Origin of the sequence: Flavobacterium sp., assembly GCF_049240005.1 — a bacterium.
In the GTDB taxonomy this organism is placed as follows: domain Bacteria; phylum Bacteroidota; class Bacteroidia; order Flavobacteriales; family Flavobacteriaceae; genus Flavobacterium.
Genome location: NZ_JBMLTK010000070.1, coordinates 40,051 through 59,648, shown reverse-complemented (window position 1 = coordinate 59,648; position 19,598 = coordinate 40,051). Strand labels below are relative to the sequence as shown.

The following is a 19,598-nucleotide window of genomic DNA, read 5'->3' as shown; positions in this document are numbered from 1 at the left end:
AGGACCCCATCATTAAAAGTGATGTGCTCTACCGACTGAGCTATCGAGTCTTTTTAACTTTGCTGAATGCGGGTGCAAATATACAGCCTTATTCTGTATATTTCAACACATAATTCCTATAAATTTACCTTTTTTCTGACGTGTTTGATAACTTATTTATATGCAGCAATTTAGCTTAAAATCATCGGTTGTTTTAATGGGTTACGCCGGTTCTGGTAAGTCGACCGTAGGAAGATTGCTTGCACAGAAGTTAGCAATAAGACACCAAGATCTCGATACTTTCATTGAAGAAAAACAACAGCAATCGATTGCCGACCTATTTAAAAATCGCGGTGAAATTTATTTCCGGAAGATTGAAAATCAAATGCTTGCAGAAGTATTAAGTTACGATACACCTTGCGTACTTAGTTTAGGAGGAGGAACACCTTGTTACGGAAACAACGCCCAGCTCATAGCTAACAGCCAACACCTCTCTTTTTATCTGCAAACCAATGTGCCTACTCTAGTCGCACGATTGAGCAAGGAAATACAACAACGCCCGCTATTAGCTGCTGTAGAGGATTTACCCACTTATATAGGTCAGCATTTATTTGAGCGCGAGCACTATTACCGAACTGCAAAGCACATCGTTTCAACGACAGGAAAAACTCCCGAAGAGGTTGCTGATGAGATTTATCGATTTTTAACGTAAATAAGCTACGCGTTCAGGGCCGTCTAAAACCACTTCAACGTGTTCTTGTAGTGAAGTCGACAGCGAAATACCTTTGAAATCGGCTTTTACGGGAAACATTTTGTGATTGCGATCAACCAGAACGGCTGTTTTGAATTTTCGAAGCGGAATATCCAAAAAGTAACGTACAGCATATATCAAGGTTGTTCCAGAATGCAAAACATCGTCAACAAGCACCAAGCCAGTATCGGCAAGTTGTTCGCGTGCAGGTGTGCTGCTAATGTTTCCACGCGGATTGCTTTTGTCGAGTTGTACTTCGCAAAGTATCGTTTCTAATGGCGAGACTCGGCGGACTTCCTCGGCAAGTAGTTGCGCCAGGCGATAGCCATTTCCTTGAATACCGGCAATAACGACGCGATCTTCATCGATAAATGTTTCGTAAATCTGGTAGGCCATTCGGGTTACCTTGTGGCTAATTTCGTTGTGGTTGAGTATAATGTGTTGGCTCATGGTTCAAAGGAAACAGATTCTTCGTTGAGGTAATCTTCAAAATCGCGACGGTCTTTCTTTGTTGGTCGGCCTTCTCCAAAACGGCGCGTATGATCTTTACCGAGTTGCAGCAATTCGTATTGCTGATAAACTTCGTCGGGCGTAATGTCTTTGCGATAAATATCAACCAATTTAGCTGCCATTCGGCTGGAAGGCAAGTCTAAAACTTTAATGGTGCGCGTTAACTGCTCGCGGCGAAACGCAATTTCGTCGCCAGGAAAAACTTCTTTAGCAGGCTTTGCCAAATGGCCGTTTACCCAAACCTGGTTTTTCTTACAAGCTTCTGTTACCATATTCCGAGTCTTGTAATATCGAACACACCACAAAAACTTGTCTATTCGCATTTTAAAATAAGGCGTTAAAGTTCGAATTCAAAAAAATCTAAATTGTATCTTGCGCGCTCAATAAGCAACGATTTACATGAACAAAGTTAAGATATTCTCGACGCTCTTTTTAGCACTTGTCGTATTAATTTCTTGTAACAAAGAAGACGATCCTGCCAGCGTACCGCTTAGAGATTTTGCAGAGCAATATGCTACGGATATTGCGGCTATCGAAACATATTTGAAAACGCACTCGATGGTAGTTACTACCGTCGATGGACTCCGCGACGTATCCATCACTAAAATACCGGATGGAAATCCGAATAATTTGGTCTCCATTTGGGATAACACCGAGTACCCCCTGCAAAGCAAAATTGTTAAATCAGATGTGCGAAGCTCGCTGTCTGTTACTGGCGAGCTACTCGATGATACCGAGTACAAGTTGTACTATCTTAACTTGGCTACGGGTGCCGGAACAACTGCTACTACAACCGACTCAACCTATGTGAGTTACCGTGGTTGGCGCTTAGACAATACTGAGTTTGACCGCAATACAACCGGACTTTGGTTTACCAATCCAGCCTTAAGTTCTCTGGAATCTTCGGCAGTTTCCATCAGTGGATTCCGTCAGTCTATTGCAGGAATGAACGCTGCAACCGCAATCATCAACAATCCCGACGGTACCTTTTCGTTTCAAGATTCTGGGATAATTGTTGCTTTTATTCCGAGCGGATTGGGATATTTCGCAACTACCAGAACTAATTTACCCGCATATTCGCCTTTGGTTTTTACGATTCGACTACACCGTGTTCGTGAACGCGATCACGACCGCGACGGTATTTTGTCAAAGTACGAGGACATAAATAACGACGGTAATTTAAGTAATGATGATACGGATGGTGATAACACACCAAACTATATTGATTTCGATGATGATAACGACCGGACAAGAACTTCGGATGAAATTTTAGACGACAATGGCAACCGCTTTCCGTTCGACCTGATTCCAACCTGTCCGGGTGGAACTTTAAAAAGGCATCTCGATCCAAACTGCAACTAAACGAAATAAACAAGTACAAAGAATCCCGATTTTTCGGGATTTTTTTATGGAGTTTCCTGCGCCTAAAAGCTATTTGAAAAGACAAATCAACTTCGGCGCAGGCCACGCCATTCGCTCCCCCGATAGCTATCGGAGTACCACTCGGCAACCGCCGCTCGGGGCAGAATTTCCGCTGCTGTCGTTAACACAAAATCGTGCACACACGTGTCGTCAACCCGAAACGCAGTGCTGTTTCTCGTGCGCGAATTTTCTAGCCCGGATGGCAGCGGCAGCCCGTAAAAAAAATACGGTATCGTGAAGGGGTAGGTACGGGCGACCCAAGAAGCCCGCTACGTGCCCGCTGAACGAACCGTGTTTTTTGCGGACTACAGCGAACAGCCGGATTAGCTTCTGAAAAAAAGAGTTATTTTTTACCGATAAGCGGGCGGTCCGTCGAATATCCATTCGCCAAATCGTAGGTAGAAGTTGTATTGCGATTTAAATCCTCCAGCTTTTACTGAAATTGTGTAGCAGCGCTCGTTGGGAGTTTGGTAGTATCCTGTTGTAAATGCCTCTAACAAAAAGGTTCCAAAGTCCTTTTTATTCAAACGTTTTATTTCTTCATAACCTCTACGTGTGCAGCTGTGTTTTAAGGCAAGCTCGTCGTTATTGCTGATAGCTTTCTCTAGGAAACGTATCGCTTTTTCTATGGAGGAAAGATCACATTCTAAGAGCGGAGCCACACTTGCATTAACCGAACATGAACTATTTATATGGAATGTCGGATTGTAGAAAACCTTCTTTGTATTGTTCAGGAAAATGGGGTCAACACAGAGAGAATTTAGTGCTTCGGACGGATGGAATTCTTGTAGATAAACGTTGCGCATGGTTAGTGATTTTAGTGCCGCGTTGTTTCTGCAATCGAGATAGTACAGCTGCTCTAAATCAATAAGTTCTAATGCTTCCAACAAGTTTGATTTACACGTTAATTGTTGTAATTGTTTGCAGTTGCCAAGTTCTAAAGTTCGTATTTTGTTTTCGCTGCAGTCCAATGAAGTTAAATGGACTGCGTTTTTCAAGTTTAACTCGGTCAAATTATTTGCGCTACAGTCTAAATTGTAGAGGCCATCCAAGACTTTATTTGAAATGCGCGTTAGCTTATTTGATGGACAGGATAAATTATTGATTTTTATTTCTGGTAAATCGCTGATATTGTTAAAACCACAGTAGAGGAAATTTAATGCTGTTAGTTCGGTAAGCTGCAAAGTTTCAAGACCAATTCTTGGACAGGAAACCGCTTTCAGTGCAGGTACATTTTCAAAAGTCAAGTGCGCTATTCGTACCTCTGGGTTGCTGTTTGCTATTTCACTATTTTCTGCTGTAAACGATTGTAATTTAGTGAAGCCTGAAACTTTCACAGACTCCCGACTAGCATAGAGTTGCAACGTCTCAATTTGGGATTTTGTGCGTGTGTTTAGATTGTTAAATACTTGAAAATGACAAACGAGTTCAAGCAGGTTATCGGAATTTAAATTGCGTAATGCAACATCGGCATACAAGCTAATCTGCCTAAGCGATTTCAAACCGCATACGTCTAGCTCTTTCAACTGATTGTTCTCGTTTTCAATCTTCAAAACCGCTAAATTGTTAGCATCTTTTAACGAAACACGGTGCAGTTTTTCGTTTGCAGGACCAACTTGTAGTTCGGTTAATTGTACTAAGCCATCTAAATACACATTTGTAAACCGGCAATTTTCGAAAAAGAGGTAGCGTATTTTTTTTAAAGCTCTTAAGTCGAGCGTTTCGGCATTAACGTCCCTTATAACAAGTGTTTCCACGTTGTTGAAGTTCTCGATTCCGCGCAACGAAATTGGATTTTCATTGAGATTTTTTAGCTGTAAATTACTTATTTGTTCAACTTCTGATCTTTGGAGAATTCCGTCGCGATTCAAATCGATGTACTTCATCTCATTAGAATTCGAATCGATTGACATGGGTTGATTAATTAAGTAATCGTAGAAGCGTTCGTCGAAGTCGGTCGCTTTTAATTCACCTTGACAAAATCCTACATGGGGAAAAAGGCAAAGTGCGAGAATTATTTTTATAAAGAGTCGCATCAAAACAAAATTAGTTCGTAAAACAACGTACTAAAAGTAAGCGTTTTTGCTGACGTGTCTTTGCTTTAAGGCGGCACAATTACCTAAAACTTATCGAAAAATTCTGAATCGAGAATTAATTCTTACTTACTGGGACGCCGTATAAATCGAAATCGGCAGCATCGATGATTTCAATGTCGGCAAATTCGCCGATTTTCAAATAATGTGCGCTGGCGTCGATCAAAACCTCATTATCTACATCCGGACTGTCGAATTCCGTGCGTCCAACAAAATAGCCGCCTTCCTTTCGATCAATCACGCAACGAAACGTTTTACCTACTTTTTGCTGATTCAATTCCCAGGAAATCTCCGATTGAATATCCATTATTTCTGCGGCACGTGCTTTTTTAACTTCGTCTGGAACGTCATCTTCGTATTTAAAGGCGTGCGTATCTTCTTCGTGAGAATAGGTGAAACAGCCTAAACGATCGAAACGCATGTTGCGTACAAAGTTCTTCAAGCATTCAAAATCGGCTTCCGTTTCGCCTGGATAACCTACGATGAGTGTGGTTCGTATGGCCATTTCAGGAACTCGCGCGCGAAATTCCTTCAACAAAGCTGTGGTTTTAGCTTCGGTAGTGCCGCGACGCATCGATTTTAAAATCGGATCAGAAATGTGTTGCAACGGAATATCGATATAATTACAAATTTTTGGTTCGACTTTCATCAAATCGAGAACTTCCATCGGAAAACCGGTAGGGAAGGCGTAGTGTAGTCGAATCCATTCAATGCCTTCTACTTCGACCAATGCCTGTAAAAGCTCGGCTAAGGTGCGTTTTCCGTATAAATCTAAACCGTAGTACGTTAAATCTTGAGCGATTAAAATGAGTTCTTTAACGCCGTTTTTAGCGAGCGATTTTGCTTCGGCAACAAGTTTTTCAATGGGTTGCGATTTGTGTTTTCCGCGCATCAGCGGAATGGCACAAAAGCTACACGGACGATCGCAGCCTTCGGCAATTTTCAAATATGCGTAGTTTTTAGGTGTTGTAGTAAGTCGCTCACCCAAAAGTTCGTGTTTATAATCGGCACCCAAAGCTTTTAGCAGCAACGGCAAGTCGGTTGTACCAAAGAAAGCATCGATATTGGGTATTTCTTTTTCCAAATCGGGTCGGTAACGTTCCGACAAACAACCTGTTACAAATACTTTATCTACTTCGCCACGATCTTTCTTTTCGGCGTACTCTAATATCGTATTGACCGATTCTGCTTTCGCATTATCGATAAAACCGCAGGTGTTAATTACGATAATATTTCCCTCTCGATCTCGTGGTGCTTCGTGTTCAACGTCTTTACCCGACGCTTTCAATTGCGTCATCAAAACTTCGCTATCGTACACATTTTTAGAGCACCCAAGCGTAATCACGTTGATTTTATTCTTCTTTAAACTTTTTGTTCTCAAGGTTTCGAAATTGGACTGCAAAAGTACTTCATTTGTTAGAATCTGCCATTTAATTGCCGGAATTTGTAGTAGTCTCTTTTGGTAATATGTAGTTGGTATGCCATAGGAACGGCGGTTGATGAAGAAGGTGAGTGGTCTTAGAGGTAATCGCTGTTCCTTCACAGAACAGTCTGTCAGGGTTTTTCTGTAAAATAACGTAGTTGAGGGGGAATTGATTGGGAAGGGTTGAAATTATTGGGGTGTAATTTTTTATTATAATGTTGTTTTTCAGTTCTTTACAAGAAGTAATATTGCAATATTACAAATGAAAAAAGGTAAAGCCATGGACTTGATTTTACAGCTTTGTCTCAGACCTTAGATTTTAGTACAACTAGAACGGTCTCGGTATCAGAGTAAAAGGCATAAAAAAAAGCCACACAGAGGTGCGGCTTGTAGTATTTTATAGTTTGTGTTTTTACAGTGCAAATACGCAGCTGACCGACACATTGTTGTTTTTTAAACGGTATTGTGCCGGATTTGTAAGTCCTTGTTCGAAAAATCCTGTAGCTGCTTCTCGGCGCATAAGCGTGTAGGCTAAATCGATTCGAAAATGTCTGAAGTTGTAGCCCAAACCACCCGAATACATAGTTACGTCGCCCAGAGTTCGGCTGTCTTTGTACGGACTTTCTTCCAATCTGTAACCTGCACGAATCGACCATTGTTTTACATTAAATTCGCCACCAGCGCGGTATTCATTTGCAGCAGTTAAAAGCTGCTCGATATTCTGGTTTTGTTGATCAAAAAATAGAGAAGAGGTTGTAAAAGTTGAATTTCCGTAATCTTTTCTACCGTAATCAAAACTGAGCGAACCGTGTTTTCCAAAAACATAGGCAGCACTCAAGCCGAGTCGTGAAGGTGTTCGAAGTCGATACACGGGATAAATGATAGTAACGTTTGGATCGGCAAAAAATCCTCCTTGCTCGTCTGTGGTTACTCGCAACGTCTGACGGTTTTCGTCGGTCAGACGCAACCAGGTAGGAGATTGATAACTGGCGCCAAGTCTGAAGTTTTTAGTAACTTTTCCGATAGCGCCGACCTGAAATGAAAATCCGTTGCCGTAGGTGTACAACTCATTGATAAAGTTCACATTTTGTAAGCCATTACTGTTATCGTGGCCTGGTGAGTTGCGGTAATCTTCATAAAACGAAGACGTACGTGTGTAGTCGGTAAAATGCGAATTTAGATTCAAACCAATATAGATTCGATCTTTGTACGAGCTTGCTATATTAAAGGATAACTTGCCATTCAAGCCGTTTGCTAATACTGTGTTTCTTTGAAAAAAGTTACTTTGAGCTGTTAGATTACTGCTATAAGAGGTGTTATCGGTATTTGGGTTTATGATAAAACCTTCGTAACCTAACCAAGCTTGTTGTTCTTGATATGTGAGATCTAAGAAGTTGTTGTTAGCAATAATTCCGAACGGAATACCTTGAGCAAAGTCTAAGAAATAGCTATCGATAGACGTTGTTGGATTCGTACCAACGGCGGTTTGTGCGTTTAAAAAATTGTTTTGGTTTTCGTAATTGATGGCCAGAGAAAACGATTTCCAGTCGCTTTTTCCACTCTTATCCGTAAATACCCAAACAGCTCCTGCTTGATTTAAATCTATGGTGCTGTCAGAATTTTTAGCATTGGTTCCGAAATACACACTTTTCGCGGAAGAGTTCACGCTACTCAATGTTGCTGCACCTTGATTGTACGTTAACAATGCTGAACCTGCAGGATTCAACGACAGAGCCGACATATCAGCACCCAGAGCACCGAAGGCTCCTCCCATGGCACGAAAGCGTGCAGTTCCATTGGTATTGTCTAAGCCATATAGTAAAGCATCAGTAACTGATTGTGCTTGAATGGAGCACGTTAATAGAAGTCCACTCGCGCAAAGCAGAATTTTTTTCATGATTGATGATTTAAGCGTTTTTATTGAAAATTCTTTTAACGGGTGTTATCTTCGACCTCCGCCACCGCCGCGACTTCCACCGCCACCGCCTCCCATGCGTCCGCCGCCACCTGCGGGAGAATAGCTTCTACTGGGCGAATAGCTTCGGGTAGAGCTACTATTTCTGGTGCTCGAGCTTGATGAACGCGTTGGTGTGTATGAATTATTTCGACCGCCCGTATTGTAGCTGGCGTTATTTCGCGTGCTACCGTTTCGGCCTGAGTAGTTGTAGTCAGAATTTCGTCCGCTGTTTCGTCTGCTAAAGCTATTTCTAGTCGTTCCTCTATCTGAGTAGAGAGAATTTCTGCCATTTCCGCGGGAAGACGATTCGAAGCGACCGCGATTTCCGTAATCATTTCGTCCGCCAATTCCATTTGAATAATACGATCCGCGACGTCCGTAACCTACAGCGTAGTTACCCCAGTTGTTCCAGCCCCAGCCGCCGCCCCAGCCTGGACCATACCAAGAGTTCCAACCCCAGCCCCAGCCCCAACCTGGTCCGTACCAAGAGTTCCAACCCCAGCCAAGTCCCCAGCCCCAACCAGGTCCCCAAGCCCAGCTGTTCCATCCCGGTCCCCAGCCCCAGCCGGCGTTCCAACCAAGGCCCCAGCCCCAGTTATCCCAGCCATCGTCGTAAATATTGATTACTGTAGTGCCCGAATTTTCGCCCCAGCCCGCATTTCCCGACGGGCGCTCTTGCACTTGGGTAGAATCTTGATTCATCTGGGCGATAGCCGTTTCTGTCTCTTCCCGACGTGCACCAAAATAACTTTTATACGGACTTTCACTCGTAGAACTAGTTGCTGTATTTGCATTGTTCGCATACTCTTTCTCGTAATACGAGGTACTCTGGTAACTGCCACAACTGTTTAGTGCTACTAAACTGATGAGCGACATGATGCTAAAGGTTAAAGACGACCGAAATATTTTATTCGTTTTCATATCCAATGGATTTATTGTCTGACTATACAAATTTACTTAGTTTTGCCCGACCTTTTAGTTAAAGAAAATCAAACAATTTTTATGCCAAATTACAGGCTATGAGCAAGAACCTTACAAGTAGAACGCAAGATTATTCAAAATGGTACAATGAGCTAGTCGTAAAAGCCGATTTAGCAGAAAATTCGGGAGTTCGCGGATGTATGGTTATCAAGCCGTATGGCTACGCTATTTGGGAAAAAATGCAGCAGGAGCTCGACCGTTTGTTTAAAGAAACCGGTCACTCTAATGCCTATTTTCCGCTGTTTGTTCCTAAAAGTATGTTTGAGGCCGAGGAAACCAATGCCGAAGGTTTTGCAAAAGAGTGTGCCATCGTCACGCATTATCGTTTGAAAAACGATCCCGATCAAAAAGGAAAACTCATCGTTGATCCCAATGCTAAGCTTGAAGAAGAACTCATCGTTCGTCCAACCAGCGAGGCAATTATTTGGTCGACCTATAAAAACTGGATTCAATCGTACCGCGATTTGCCACTCCTTATTAATCAATGGGCAAATGTGGTTCGTTGGGAAATGCGTACGCGACTTTTTCTTAGAACTGCCGAGTTTCTCTGGCAGGAAGGACATACCGCACATGCTACACGAGAGGAAGCAATTGAAGAATCAGAAAAAATGATGCACGTGTACGCCGATTTTGCCGAACGCTTTATGGCGATTCCCGTTATAAAAGGACTAAAATCGCCGAGTGAACGATTTGCTGGTGCCGAAGAAACTTATTGTATCGAAGCACTGATGCAAGACGGCAAAGCTTTACAAGCAGGGACATCGCACTTTTTGGGTCAGAATTTCGCTAAAGCTTTCGATGTGAAGTTTGCAGGACAAGACGGAAAGTTAGATTACGTTTGGGGAACATCTTGGGGTGTGAGTACGCGTTTAATGGGTGCTTTAGTGATGACGCATTCCGACGATAACGGTCTGGTGCTACCACCAAATTTGGCGCCAATCCAAGTGGTCATCGTTCCTATTTATAAGTCGGATGAAGAATATGCTGCCGTTTCTGCGAAAGCAAATGAAATTTCAGATCAACTAAAGAGGTTCGGGATACGCGTGAAATTCGACAACCGAACTACGCACAAACCCGGATTTAAATTCAACGAGTACGAGCTCAAAGGAGTTCCGTTGCGTATTGCGATCGGACCTAAGGATCTCGAGAATGGAACCGTGGAATTGGCTAGACGCGATACGCTAACAAAGGAGGTTGCTGCCGTAGATGGTATCGCCAATTTAGTAGTTGATTTACTGGAGCAGATTCAGCAAGCACTTTTTCAAAAAGCAGAGTCGTTCCGAAACGAGCACATAACGGCTGTCGATTCGTACGATGAATTTAAAGAATTGTTAGAAACCAAAGGTGGTTTTTTTGCCGCACATTGGGATGGAACCGCCGAAACCGAAGAGCGTATTAAAGACGAAACAAAAGCAACTATTCGTTGCATTCCGCTCGATCGTACTCTAGAAGCAGGAAGCTGTATGTATAGCGGAAAACCATCAATCGGACGTGTTTTGTTTGCAAAAGCATACTAAAAGGCGTTTTTAAATACGTGTTCGTTGCTTTATGGTTGGTTTTTTAAGTGTTTTATTTAGGCTTTGATAGCAAATTAAGTTGTTTTTTTGTTGTGGAATAGTGATTTGTCAGATTTTCAAGCCTTTGCAATTAATACGTAATCAAGGTGTTAACGAATATCGGTATGTTTTTTAAAATTTAACCAACAGTTCTGCGAAAAAAATATAGCTCACTATTGCGCGAATAAAAATTAGTTGTATTTTTGCAACCGCATTCAGCGAAATGGCCCGTTCGTCTATCGGTTAGGACGCCAGGTTTTCATCCTGGTAAGGGGGGTTCGATTCCCCCACGGGCTACCAAATTTTGAAAAAACAATTGGTCCGTTCGTCTAGGGGTTAGGACGCCAGGTTTTCATCCTGGTAACAGGGGTTCGATTCCCCTACGGACTACAAATTAAGAATTAAAGAACAAGTATAGCGATGGCAAATCATAAATCGGCCTTAAAGAGAATCAGAAGCAACGAGAAAAAACGCGTGCTTAACAGATATCAACACAAAACAACTCGTAACGCAATCAAAGCTTTACGCCTAACAACTGTGAAGTCAGAAGCTGCAGCAAAATTGTCTGCTGTGATTTCGATGATCGACAAGTTGGCGAAGAAAAATGTTATCCACGATAATAAAGCTTCTAACCTAAAAAGTAAATTAACTAAGCACGTAGCTAAATTAGCATAACGACTTACTCTATATATAGTGAAAGCCGCTCTTGTAGCGGCTTTTTTACTGTATTAATTTTTCAACAGCATCTTTAGAAAGAGGTTTTTCTAGAAATGCAATGACCTGAGAATAAAGTTTTGCTCGTTGCTGGTCTTCGGGGTCGACACTTGAACTCAACAAAACAATCTTTACCGATTGCAAGATTTCATCTGCACCCATTTGCTGAACTATTTCCCAGCCGTCATACAATGGCATATTCAAATCAAGAAAAACAAATTGATTTTTCTTGTCGGATGTCAATGACGATCTCAAGACTTGCAAGGCTTCAATGCCATCTGTGAAGGTTTGGACCTTAATATTTGGAATTTTCTTAAGAACCAAGCCTGCTACCATAAGCGCAATAGGATCGTCATCAATAACAGTAACGTACTTTTCCATCACAGTTTTCTTTGAAAATCAATCATAAATGTAGTGCCGCAGCCCACAGCTGAGGCAATTTCAATGCGCCCACCCATGCTTTCTACCTGCGATTTTACCAAATACAAGCCGAGCCCTTTACTGTCGGGTAAATTATGGAAACGCTGATACAAGCCAAAGACTTTAGAGCCGTGTTTTTCTAAATCGATTCCCAAACCGTTGTCGGCAAAACTCAGACGGTCGAATTGCTCTTCCCGACGCAGGGAAACTACAATTTTCAACGGCCGTTTCTTGTTTCGATATTTCACTGCATTGGTTAACAAGTTGAGTAAGATGCTCTCAAAATACGCACGATTTACATACAGCTCGACTTCCGGTTCGAAGTTAAGCTCCATATTCACTTCTGAGATATTGATCAGGTTGTCAATTTGCATTTTAACCCGATTTAATGACTCGAGTGGATCGATAAGTTGTTTTTCAATCGACGGATTGTCGCGAATAATTACCACTTTCCCTAAATCATTAACGGTTTCTTGCAATAAATGCGTTGATTTCGAAAAGCCTTCAACGATCAATTTTACCGTTTCATTATCAATTTGCTCTTCCTCAAGAAGTTGAAGTAAGCCGATTAAATTTGAAATTGGCGCGCGTAAATTGTGTGAAGTAATGTATGAGAACTGTCGTAAATCTTTGTTGTTTTGAGAAAGTTCACGAATAAGTTGCTCGCGTTCTTTTTCCTGTTCCTTTTGCTTGCTAACGTCGCGCTGTATGGAAATCCAGTGTGTGTGCTCTCCTTCATTATCAAAGACAGGTACGAAAGAAAACCGAACCCAAAACCGCGCACCATCCTTACGCGCACTTTTAAGCTCCATTTCAGCAGTTTTCTTTTGTGCGATGGCTAAGACCAACTCGTCAAGTAAGGTTCGGTTCTCTTCCAAATCGTACAATTGATACGGACTCATTTGCAGCAACTCCAACTCGTCGAAACCGGTCATGTTTGCAAAGGCCTTGTTAACGAAAACAATCTGTGGAATCGGAAATCTCGAATTGTCGGCATCGGTAATTAAAACCGAATCTAAAGTATTGGTAATTACGGTTTCCAGTAATTTCAGTCGGCGTTCTTCTTTCTTTAATCGAGTCACGTCTTGCATGGCACCGATCATACGCACCGGTCGTGCATCCGGACCAAATACCAAAAAACCTCGGTCGAGCACGTACCTGTAACTACCATCTTTGCACAGAAAACGATATTCTGCTTGCCAATTCTGACTCTTTTGTGCTAGAAAAGCATATAAATTCACAGAAATACGCATCGAATCTTGCGGATGAATTTTACTGAACCACCACGACGAGTTGTTTTCAATATCATCGGCTCCATAGCCAAATATTTCGAAAATTCCCTTGTTCCACTCGAAGTGATCGGTCGGTATATTCCAGTCCCAAATCGTGTCTGAGGTTGCTTTTGCTACAATGTCGTAGCGCTCATTTGCTTGCTTTATCGCTTTGGTGCGCTCTTCAAGACTGCGTAATGTATCTCTGTTTCGCTGATCGTTTTTGATAATAAAATACCGTAAAACGAAAGCGGTTAGTATTATGAAAACTAAATCTCGAGCAATGTGAAGGTACAGATGGTCAAAAGTATCCGACGAAAAAGCAGCATCCATAGTAACCACAGAAACTATCGCTACAAAGGCTGCAACCAAAACAAATACTACAGTAATTTTATTAGCATTGCTTTTCATTACTCAAATATATCGAATTAACCTACATTCTTGTAGAATAATTCTCATTAATTTAAAACATTCTTTAAAGAATTCGTTATGAAATTCGCTTTTCAAACTAAGTTTTAGACAATTATATTTATCGCTAAATAAAGTGTACCTTTGCGCCGTCAAAATCAGACCACATGAGCGCTATTAGAAACATTGCAATTATTGCACACGTTGACCACGGTAAAACAACCTTAGTCGACAAAATTATGTTCCATTGTCAACTGTTCCGTGAAAACGAGAATACCGGAGATTTAATTCTCGATAACAACGACTTGGAACGCGAGCGCGGAATTACCATTACCTCCAAAAACGTTTCGGTAAATTATAAAGGAACTAAAATTAACATCATCGATACGCCAGGTCACGCCGATTTCGGTGGCGAAGTAGAGCGTGTCTTGAATATGGCCGACGGTGTTTGTTTACTCGTCGATGCTTTCGAAGGTCCGATGCCACAAACGCGTTTCGTACTTCAAAAAGCAATCGATCTAGGTTTGAAACCTTGTGTGGTTATCAATAAAGTTGATAAAGAAAATTGTACACCAGAGGAAGTACACGAAAAAGTATTCGACCTCATGTTCGAACTCGGTGCTACCGAAGAACAGCTCGATTTCCCAACGGTTTACGGTTCGGCGAAAAACAATTGGATGTCGACCGATTGGCAAAATCAAACTCAAAACATCGAGCCTTTACTTGATATGGTGATTGAGCACGTTCCAGCGCCAAAAGTAAGCGAAGGAACACCGCAAATGCTCATCACTTCACTCGATTTCTCTTCATTTACCGGTCGTATTGCTATCGGACGTTTAGAGCGTGGCGTTTTAAAAGAAGGAATGCCAATCTCGTTGGTAAAGCGCGACGGTAGTGTGTTGAAATCGCGTATCAAAGAACTTCATACGTTCGAAGGTCTTGGTCGTAAGAAAGTTAGCGAAGTTAACGCGGGCGATATTTGCGCCGTTGTAGGTATTGAAGGATTTGAAATTGGCGATACCATTGCCGATTTTGAAAATCCGGAAGCACTTGAAACGATTGCTATCGACGAGCCTACCATGAGTATGTTATTCACCATTAACGACTCACCGTTCTTCGGAAAAGAAGGCAAATTTGTGACATCACGCCACATCAAGGAGCGTTTAAGCAAAGAGTTAGAGAAAAACTTGGCACTTCGTGTGAATGAAACCGACTCGGCAGATAAATTCATGGTTTTCGGACGTGGTGTATTGCACCTTTCGGTTTTGATTGAAACCATGCGTCGTGAAGGATATGAGTTGCAAATTGGTCAGCCTCAAGTTATTATAAAAGAAATTAATGGTGTGAAATGTGAGCCAATCGAAGAGTTAACGATCGACTTACCGGAGCACGTATCGGGTCGCGCGGTCGAATTTGTAACCATCCGTAAAGGTGAAATGCTAAGTATGGAAGGTCGTGGCGATCGAATGATCATCAAATTCAATATTCCATCGCGGGGAATCATCGGTTTGCGTAACCAATTACTTACGGCAACTGCCGGAGAAGCAATTATGGCACACCGTTTTGTAAGCTACGAACCTTACCGCGGAGAAATTGCCGGACGTATCAACGGATCGTTGATTTCTATGGAAAACGGTAAAGCAATTCCTTATTCAATTAATAAACTTCAGGATCGTGGAAAATTCTTCGTAGATCCAAACGAAGATGTGTATGAAGGTCAGGTGATTGGCGAGAATTCTCGCGGCGACGATATGGTGGTAAACATCACCAAAACGAAACAGCTTACCAACTTCCGTTCTGCTGGTGCCGACGATAAGACACGTATCACACCTGCAATTAAGTTCTCATTAGAAGAAGCTCTCGAATACATTCAAAAAGACGAGTACGTGGAGGTAACCCCAAAATCGATTCGCTTGCGTAAAATTTACTTGAACGAAAACGATCGAAAGCGTTATAAAATCTAAATCCCAAAAGCTGTTTCTCCGGAAGCAGCTTTTTTTTTGATACAAGCTCTTGTTCTGGGTTTTAGCTGCAACGGCTTTTAAACGAATGCGCTGCGAGGGCTTTTTTTTGATTTTTTTGGTGTTTCCTTCGCCTAAAATTTACTGTAACCAACGTTTCGTTGCAGGCACTGGGCGTGCCATTCGCTGCCACTTATAGCGAAAGGGTTACTGCTCGTCAGCTGCCGTTCGCAGCAGGATATTCGCTGCTGTCGTTAACACAAAATAGTGCGCTCGGTTATGTCTTTTTACCTTAGTGTCCTTTAAAAAGCGAAAGCAAAGAATAGTGAAAAGTTCTGTTCCAAAGTGTATTTCGTGTAGCAATGTTTGTACTCAGGAATTGAATCAATAGATGCAAGTTTATGTTTAACTAGGGTGAAAATGGGCGTATAAAAGTCAATCTTTTCCAAGCTATGAGTTTCGCTTGTGGCGATTTTTCAAATGTTCATTGAGAGCATGTACGTTTCATTCTTTTTTTAGCAGTAAGCTTTCCAGTCGCTCCAATCTTTTTAAAAGTTCTAGGTTGTTTTCTTTCAGTTTATCGTTTTCCGATTTTAATTCTTGAATAGCCTTTACCATGGGTGCGAGAAGGTCGTTGTAACGCACGCTGAGCATGCCGTTGTTGTCTTTATTTATAATTCCCGAATTAGTTATCCGATAATCGGTTAAAGTTTTCTGTAGCTCTTGAGCAATAAATCCGAATTCTGTTTTTTGGCTTGCATCATTTTTTCGGATGTACGAAACAGGTCGTAAATCATTGATGAATTCTAATCCAAGTGTCGTGGGTTTTATGTTGTCTTTCCACCTTTGGTCGGATGTAATGGTCCACGCTACTTGTATCCCAGCGTACGTAATGGCTGTATTTCCGATGCGCACTTGGTTGTTGCCCGCTGGATTTGGTACTTGAGCATTAAAACCAATGGTAATGTTATTACTGCCGGTAGTTAGGTTATCGCCCGATCCATATCCAAGAGTTGTATTGCTACTGCCTGTAGATATTGAGCTTCCCGACTCATATCCGTAAGCTACGTTATTATTTCCTGTAGTATTTGCACGAAGCGAATTTAAGCCAGTAGCAGTATTTCTAGCTCCTGTTGTATTTGAGAAAAGTGCTTGATATCCGGTGGCTGTACTTCCCGCGCCAGTGGTATTCGCACGAAGTGCTTCGAAACCATTTGCTGTATTGTCTGTTCCTGTGGTGTTGGAACGAAGCGCACGTGCACCCGAAGCCGTATTTTCGCTTCCACTCGTATTCGAGTAAAGTGCATCCAAACCAGTGGCTGTGTTTAAATTTCCAATGGTATTAAAGCGAAGGGCGTCGAGGCCATTAGCAGTGTTATTTGCACCAGTGGTATTGTCGTAAAGTGCACTGCGCCCGTACGCAGTATTTTGGCTCCCCGTTGTATTTGATCGAAGAGCGTCGACACCCGTTGCTGTATTGTTCGCGCCCGTTGTGTTACTTAGCATTGCAGAGGCTCCAAACGCTGAGTTAAAGTTACCCGAAGTATTCGCAAAAAGAGCCTGATAGCCCGTAGCGGTATTGTTAGCACCTGAAGTATTAGCTCGCAGCGACTCGAATCCATTGGCTGTATTGTTTGAACCGCCAATGTTCGAATACAGCGCTTCGGCACCATTTGCTGTATTACTTGCACCTGTAGTATTTGAAAAAAGTGCCTCAAATCCGTTAGCTGTATTGTTTGATCCTGAGGTGTTTGTGCGAAGCGTTCCTGCACCAGTCGCTGTATTTTGATTTCCATTTGTATTCGAGTAAAGCGCATCTAAACCAATGGCTGTATTTAAAAATCCAGTGGTATTAAACCGAAGGGCATCGACGCCATTAGCTGTATTATTAAAACCAGTAGTATTATCATAGAGTGCGCTTCGACCGTATGCCGTATTTTGGCTTCCCGTTGTATTTAATCGAAGGGCATCGACACCTGTTGCAGTATTGTTTGCGCCCGTTGTGTTACTTAGCAGTGCAGAGGTTCCAAAGGCTGTATTGAAGTTACCTGAGGTATTCGCAAAAAGTGCCTGATAACCCGTAGCCGTATTGTTCGCACCAGAAGTATTAGCACGGAGCGACTCGAAGCCATTGGCTGTATTGTTTGATCCGCCTATGTTCGAATACAGCGCTTCGGTGCCGTGTGCTGTATTGCTTGTACCTATTGTATTTGAAAAAAGTGCCTGATAGCCCGTAGCCGTATTGTTAGCACCAGAAGTATTAGCACGGAGCGACTCGAAGCCATTGGCTGTATTGTTTGATCCGCCTATGTTCGAATACAGCGCTTCGGTACCGTGTGCTGTATTGCTTGTGCCTGTTGTATTTGAAAAAAGCGCCTGATAGCCCGTAGCCGTATTGTTATCACCAGTAGTATTAGCACGAAGCGACTCGAAGCCATTGGCTGTATTGTTTGATCCGCCTATGTTTGAATACAGCGCTTCGGTACCGTGTGCTGTATTGCTTGTGCCTGTTGTATTTGAAAAAAGCGCCTGAAATCCACTTGCAGTGTTGTTTGATCCGCCAATGTTCGAATACAGCGCTTCGGCGCCATTGGCCGTATTTTGTGTGCCAATTGTGTTAGAACGAAGTGCGTTTGAACCATTGGCCGTATTGCTACTCCCTGTAGTGTTCGAATAAAGTGCGGCATAACCAGTTGCGCTATTCTCATTTCCAGTAGTATTACCGTAAAGCGAGTTACTTCCAGCGGCCGTATTATTAGATCCTGAAGTGTTACTGTTAAGAGCTAGAAAACCCGAGGCTGTATTGCTTTCTCCAATGGTATTAGCACGGAGTGCATTGTATCCAGAGGCGGTATTAAAACTTCCAGTTGTATTAAAACGAAGTGCATTGAGGCCTAATGCTGTATTCTCGTCCCCCGTTGTATTATCGTAAAGTGCGCTTCTGCCGTGAGCGGTATTGTTTGAACCTGTTGTGTTAGCGCGAAGGGCATCAACGCCCGTTGCGGTATTGTTTGTTCCAGTTGTGTTATTAAAAAGTGCGTTTGCGCCGGAAGCGGAGTTATAATTGCCTGTTTCATTTAAACGAAGCGCATTTACTCCTACTGCAGTATTTTGAGTTCCTGTTGTGTTTTCAATTAGAGTATAGGCTCCATGAGCCGTATTTAATGATCCTGAAATATTAGAGTAAAGCGCATAGTATCCTGTTGCGGTGTTTAAAGAACCTGTTGAATTTGTTAAAAGCGTATAAGATCCAGTCGCAGTGTTAGCATCGCCAGTAGTATTACCAAAAAGTGCAGCAACACCAGTAGCTGTATTGTTGTTACCATCAATATTAAAGTAGAGCGCACGATCTCCAGAGCCCGTATTACCCAGTCCTGTGGTATTGCTAGTAAGTACAAAAGATCCATTTGCCGTATTATCTCGTCCTGTTGTATTGGAACGAAGCGCATTACTACCTGTAGCAGTGTTATAAGTTCCCGTTGTGTTTGACTGCAATGCTTCTGCGCCTACCGCAGTATTTTGAGCCCCGTTAGTATTGGCAAAAAGTGCACTTCTTCCCATTGCTGTATTGTTTGTGCCTGTGGTATTCGCACGAAGCGCTTCGGCACCTACGGCAGTATTAGAACTTCCCGTAGTATTAGAACGCAGCGCACTAATTCCGAAAGCCGTATTTGCAGAACCAGTTGTATTCGAAAGGAGCGCCTCTACACCAAAGCTACTGTTGCTCGTTGTTAGTTGCCCTGCTAGCAGGTTATTTCTTCTAAAAGTTAAATTCACATTATCAATGGTTCCAATAAAATGGGTAGTTGGCGCTGTACCGGAATTTCCCGATATTTTCCAATCATCAGAACTACCGTTTGCAACAGAAATCCATCCAGAACCATTCCAATAATAATAGCCCGGAACTACATTATTAGGAGCAACTCCCGCCGTTGCAGTATTGTACACCAGTTCCGAAACTAAAGGTGCCGTTAAGGGCAGGGCCGAGTTTCTATCAGTTAGAGCTACTCTGGGAATAAGTAAACCATCGTTAGTCGAACTAATATCTAATGCAGCTTCTGGCGAGGTAGTGTTAATGCCTACTTGAGCAGAAGCCAAACCAGCGTACAAAACAATAAACAGCAAGAGGCGAGCAGTTTTCATATTAGTATT

Annotated in this window: 14 protein-coding genes and 2 tRNA genes; 7 read left to right on the top strand and 9 right to left on the bottom strand. The window is 42.3% G+C overall.

The annotated features are described in order from the left end of the window. Positions 1-160: 160 nt before the first annotated feature. On the top strand, positions 161-691 hold the full coding sequence (locus ACOVQQ_RS07760) for a shikimate kinase (RefSeq protein WP_421817696.1): 531 nt from the start codon (positions 161-163) through the stop codon (positions 689-691). On the opposite strand, the gene ACOVQQ_RS07755 is transcribed toward ACOVQQ_RS07760, so the two are convergent. Both ACOVQQ_RS07755 and ACOVQQ_RS07750 read right to left on the bottom strand, forming a co-directional pair. Next, positions 683-1,180: a phosphoribosyltransferase family protein gene (locus ACOVQQ_RS07755; RefSeq protein ID WP_421817695.1), complete on the bottom strand. Its 498-nt coding sequence runs from the start codon at positions 1,178-1,180 to the stop codon at positions 683-685. The genes ACOVQQ_RS07760 and ACOVQQ_RS07755 overlap by 9 nt on opposite strands. Continuing rightward, a complete protein-coding gene (locus ACOVQQ_RS07750; RefSeq protein WP_421817694.1) occupies positions 1,177-1,563 on the bottom strand; it encodes an RNA-binding S4 domain-containing protein in 387 nt (128 codons plus the stop codon). Before ACOVQQ_RS07750 ends, ACOVQQ_RS07755 begins: the two co-directional genes overlap by 4 nt. Positions 1,564-1,639: 76 nt before the next feature. Between ACOVQQ_RS07750 and ACOVQQ_RS07745 the strand changes: the two genes are divergently transcribed. Continuing rightward, positions 1,640-2,602 (top strand): FKBP-type peptidyl-prolyl cis-trans isomerase, encoded by a 963-nt coding sequence (locus ACOVQQ_RS07745; protein ID WP_421817693.1) that lies wholly within the window; start codon positions 1,640-1,642, stop codon positions 2,600-2,602. Between the two features lie 410 nt (positions 2,603-3,012). Here the strand turns inward: ACOVQQ_RS07745 and ACOVQQ_RS07740 are convergent, their stop codons facing one another. The 4 genes from ACOVQQ_RS07740 to ACOVQQ_RS07725 form a co-directional block, all read right to left on the bottom strand. Continuing rightward, positions 3,013-4,698 (bottom strand): hypothetical protein, encoded by a 1,686-nt coding sequence (locus ACOVQQ_RS07740; RefSeq protein WP_421817692.1) that lies wholly within the window; start codon positions 4,696-4,698, stop codon positions 3,013-3,015. 115 nt (positions 4,699-4,813) lie between these two features. Further along, the gene (rimO, locus tag ACOVQQ_RS07735) at positions 4,814-6,136 is read right to left on the bottom strand and encodes a 30S ribosomal protein S12 methylthiotransferase RimO (protein ID WP_421817699.1); all 1,323 of its coding nucleotides are present in this window, start codon (positions 6,134-6,136) and stop codon (positions 4,814-4,816) included. A gap of 454 nt (positions 6,137-6,590) precedes the next feature. Next, positions 6,591-8,075 (bottom strand): OmpP1/FadL family transporter, encoded by a 1,485-nt coding sequence (locus ACOVQQ_RS07730; RefSeq protein WP_421817691.1) that lies wholly within the window; start codon positions 8,073-8,075, stop codon positions 6,591-6,593. Between the two features lie 45 nt (positions 8,076-8,120). Further along, complete coding sequence (locus tag ACOVQQ_RS07725; RefSeq protein WP_421817690.1) at positions 8,121-9,056, bottom strand: hypothetical protein; 936 nt, start codon at positions 9,054-9,056, stop codon at positions 8,121-8,123. Positions 9,057-9,154: 98 nt separating this feature from the next. Between ACOVQQ_RS07725 and proS the strand changes: the two genes are divergently transcribed. From proS to rpsT, 4 genes are all read left to right on the top strand, one after another. After that, positions 9,155-10,633 carry a proline--tRNA ligase gene (gene proS / locus ACOVQQ_RS07720; RefSeq protein ID WP_421817689.1) on the top strand — a complete coding sequence of 493 codons (1,479 nt, stop codon included), beginning with the start codon at positions 9,155-9,157 and terminating at the stop codon, positions 10,631-10,633. Between the two features lie 264 nt (positions 10,634-10,897). Continuing rightward, positions 10,898-10,972, top strand: a tRNA-Glu gene (locus tag ACOVQQ_RS07715). Between the two features lie 18 nt (positions 10,973-10,990). Next, positions 10,991-11,062, top strand: a tRNA-Glu gene (locus tag ACOVQQ_RS07710). A gap of 30 nt (positions 11,063-11,092) precedes the next feature. Then, positions 11,093-11,347: a 30S ribosomal protein S20 gene (rpsT, locus tag ACOVQQ_RS07705; protein WP_094485647.1), complete on the top strand. Its 255-nt coding sequence runs from the start codon at positions 11,093-11,095 to the stop codon at positions 11,345-11,347. A 45-nt stretch (positions 11,348-11,392) separates the two neighbouring features. Here rpsT and ACOVQQ_RS07700 read toward each other — a convergent pair whose 3' ends face one another. Continuing rightward, entirely contained in the window at positions 11,393-11,767 is a 375-nt protein-coding gene (locus tag ACOVQQ_RS07700) for a response regulator (protein WP_421817688.1), read from the bottom strand. Further along, positions 11,767-13,488, bottom strand: coding sequence for a PAS domain-containing sensor histidine kinase (locus ACOVQQ_RS07695; RefSeq protein ID WP_421817687.1), 1,722 nt, complete (start codon positions 13,486-13,488; stop codon positions 11,767-11,769). Before ACOVQQ_RS07695 ends, ACOVQQ_RS07700 begins: the two co-directional genes overlap by 1 nt. Positions 13,489-13,652: 164 nt before the next feature. Between ACOVQQ_RS07695 and typA the strand changes: the two genes are divergently transcribed. Further along, positions 13,653-15,449, top strand: coding sequence for a translational GTPase TypA (gene typA, locus ACOVQQ_RS07690; RefSeq protein ID WP_421817686.1), 1,797 nt, complete (start codon positions 13,653-13,655; stop codon positions 15,447-15,449). A gap of 501 nt (positions 15,450-15,950) precedes the next feature. Here typA and ACOVQQ_RS07685 read toward each other — a convergent pair. Further along, entirely contained in the window at positions 15,951-19,589 is a 3,639-nt protein-coding gene (locus ACOVQQ_RS07685; RefSeq protein WP_421817685.1) for a tail fiber domain-containing protein, read from the bottom strand. Between the last annotated feature and the right edge of the window lie 9 nt (positions 19,590-19,598).

Bases quoted from the DNA above. Each gene is read 5' to 3' on its own strand.
- ACOVQQ_RS07750 (WP_421817694.1), bottom strand. From the start codon at position 1,563: ATGCGAATAGACAAGTTTTTGTGGTGTGTTCGATATTACAAGACTCGG.
- typA (WP_421817686.1), top strand. From the start codon at position 13,653: ATGAGCGCTATTAGAAACATTGCAATTATTGCACACGTTGACCACGGT.
- ACOVQQ_RS07760 (WP_421817696.1), top strand. From the start codon at position 161: ATGCAGCAATTTAGCTTAAAATCATCGGTTGTTTTAATGGGTTACGCC.
- ACOVQQ_RS07740 (WP_421817692.1), bottom strand. From the start codon at position 4,698: ATGCGACTCTTTATAAAAATAATTCTCGCACTTTGCCTTTTTCCCCAT.
- rpsT (WP_094485647.1), top strand. From the start codon at position 11,093: ATGGCAAATCATAAATCGGCCTTAAAGAGAATCAGAAGCAACGAGAAA.
- ACOVQQ_RS07685 (WP_421817685.1), bottom strand. From the start codon at position 19,589: ATGAAAACTGCTCGCCTCTTGCTGTTTATTGTTTTGTACGCTGGTTTG.
- ACOVQQ_RS07755 (WP_421817695.1), bottom strand. From the start codon at position 1,180: ATGAGCCAACACATTATACTCAACCACAACGAAATTAGCCACAAGGTA.
- ACOVQQ_RS07695 (WP_421817687.1), bottom strand. From the start codon at position 13,488: ATGAAAAGCAATGCTAATAAAATTACTGTAGTATTTGTTTTGGTTGCA.
- ACOVQQ_RS07730 (WP_421817691.1), bottom strand. From the start codon at position 8,075: ATGAAAAAAATTCTGCTTTGCGCGAGTGGACTTCTATTAACGTGCTCC.
- ACOVQQ_RS07725 (WP_421817690.1), bottom strand. From the start codon at position 9,056: ATGAAAACGAATAAAATATTTCGGTCGTCTTTAACCTTTAGCATCATG.
- ACOVQQ_RS07745 (WP_421817693.1), top strand. From the start codon at position 1,640: ATGAACAAAGTTAAGATATTCTCGACGCTCTTTTTAGCACTTGTCGTA.
- ACOVQQ_RS07700 (WP_421817688.1), bottom strand. From the start codon at position 11,767: ATGGAAAAGTACGTTACTGTTATTGATGACGATCCTATTGCGCTTATG.
- proS (WP_421817689.1), top strand. From the start codon at position 9,155: ATGAGCAAGAACCTTACAAGTAGAACGCAAGATTATTCAAAATGGTAC.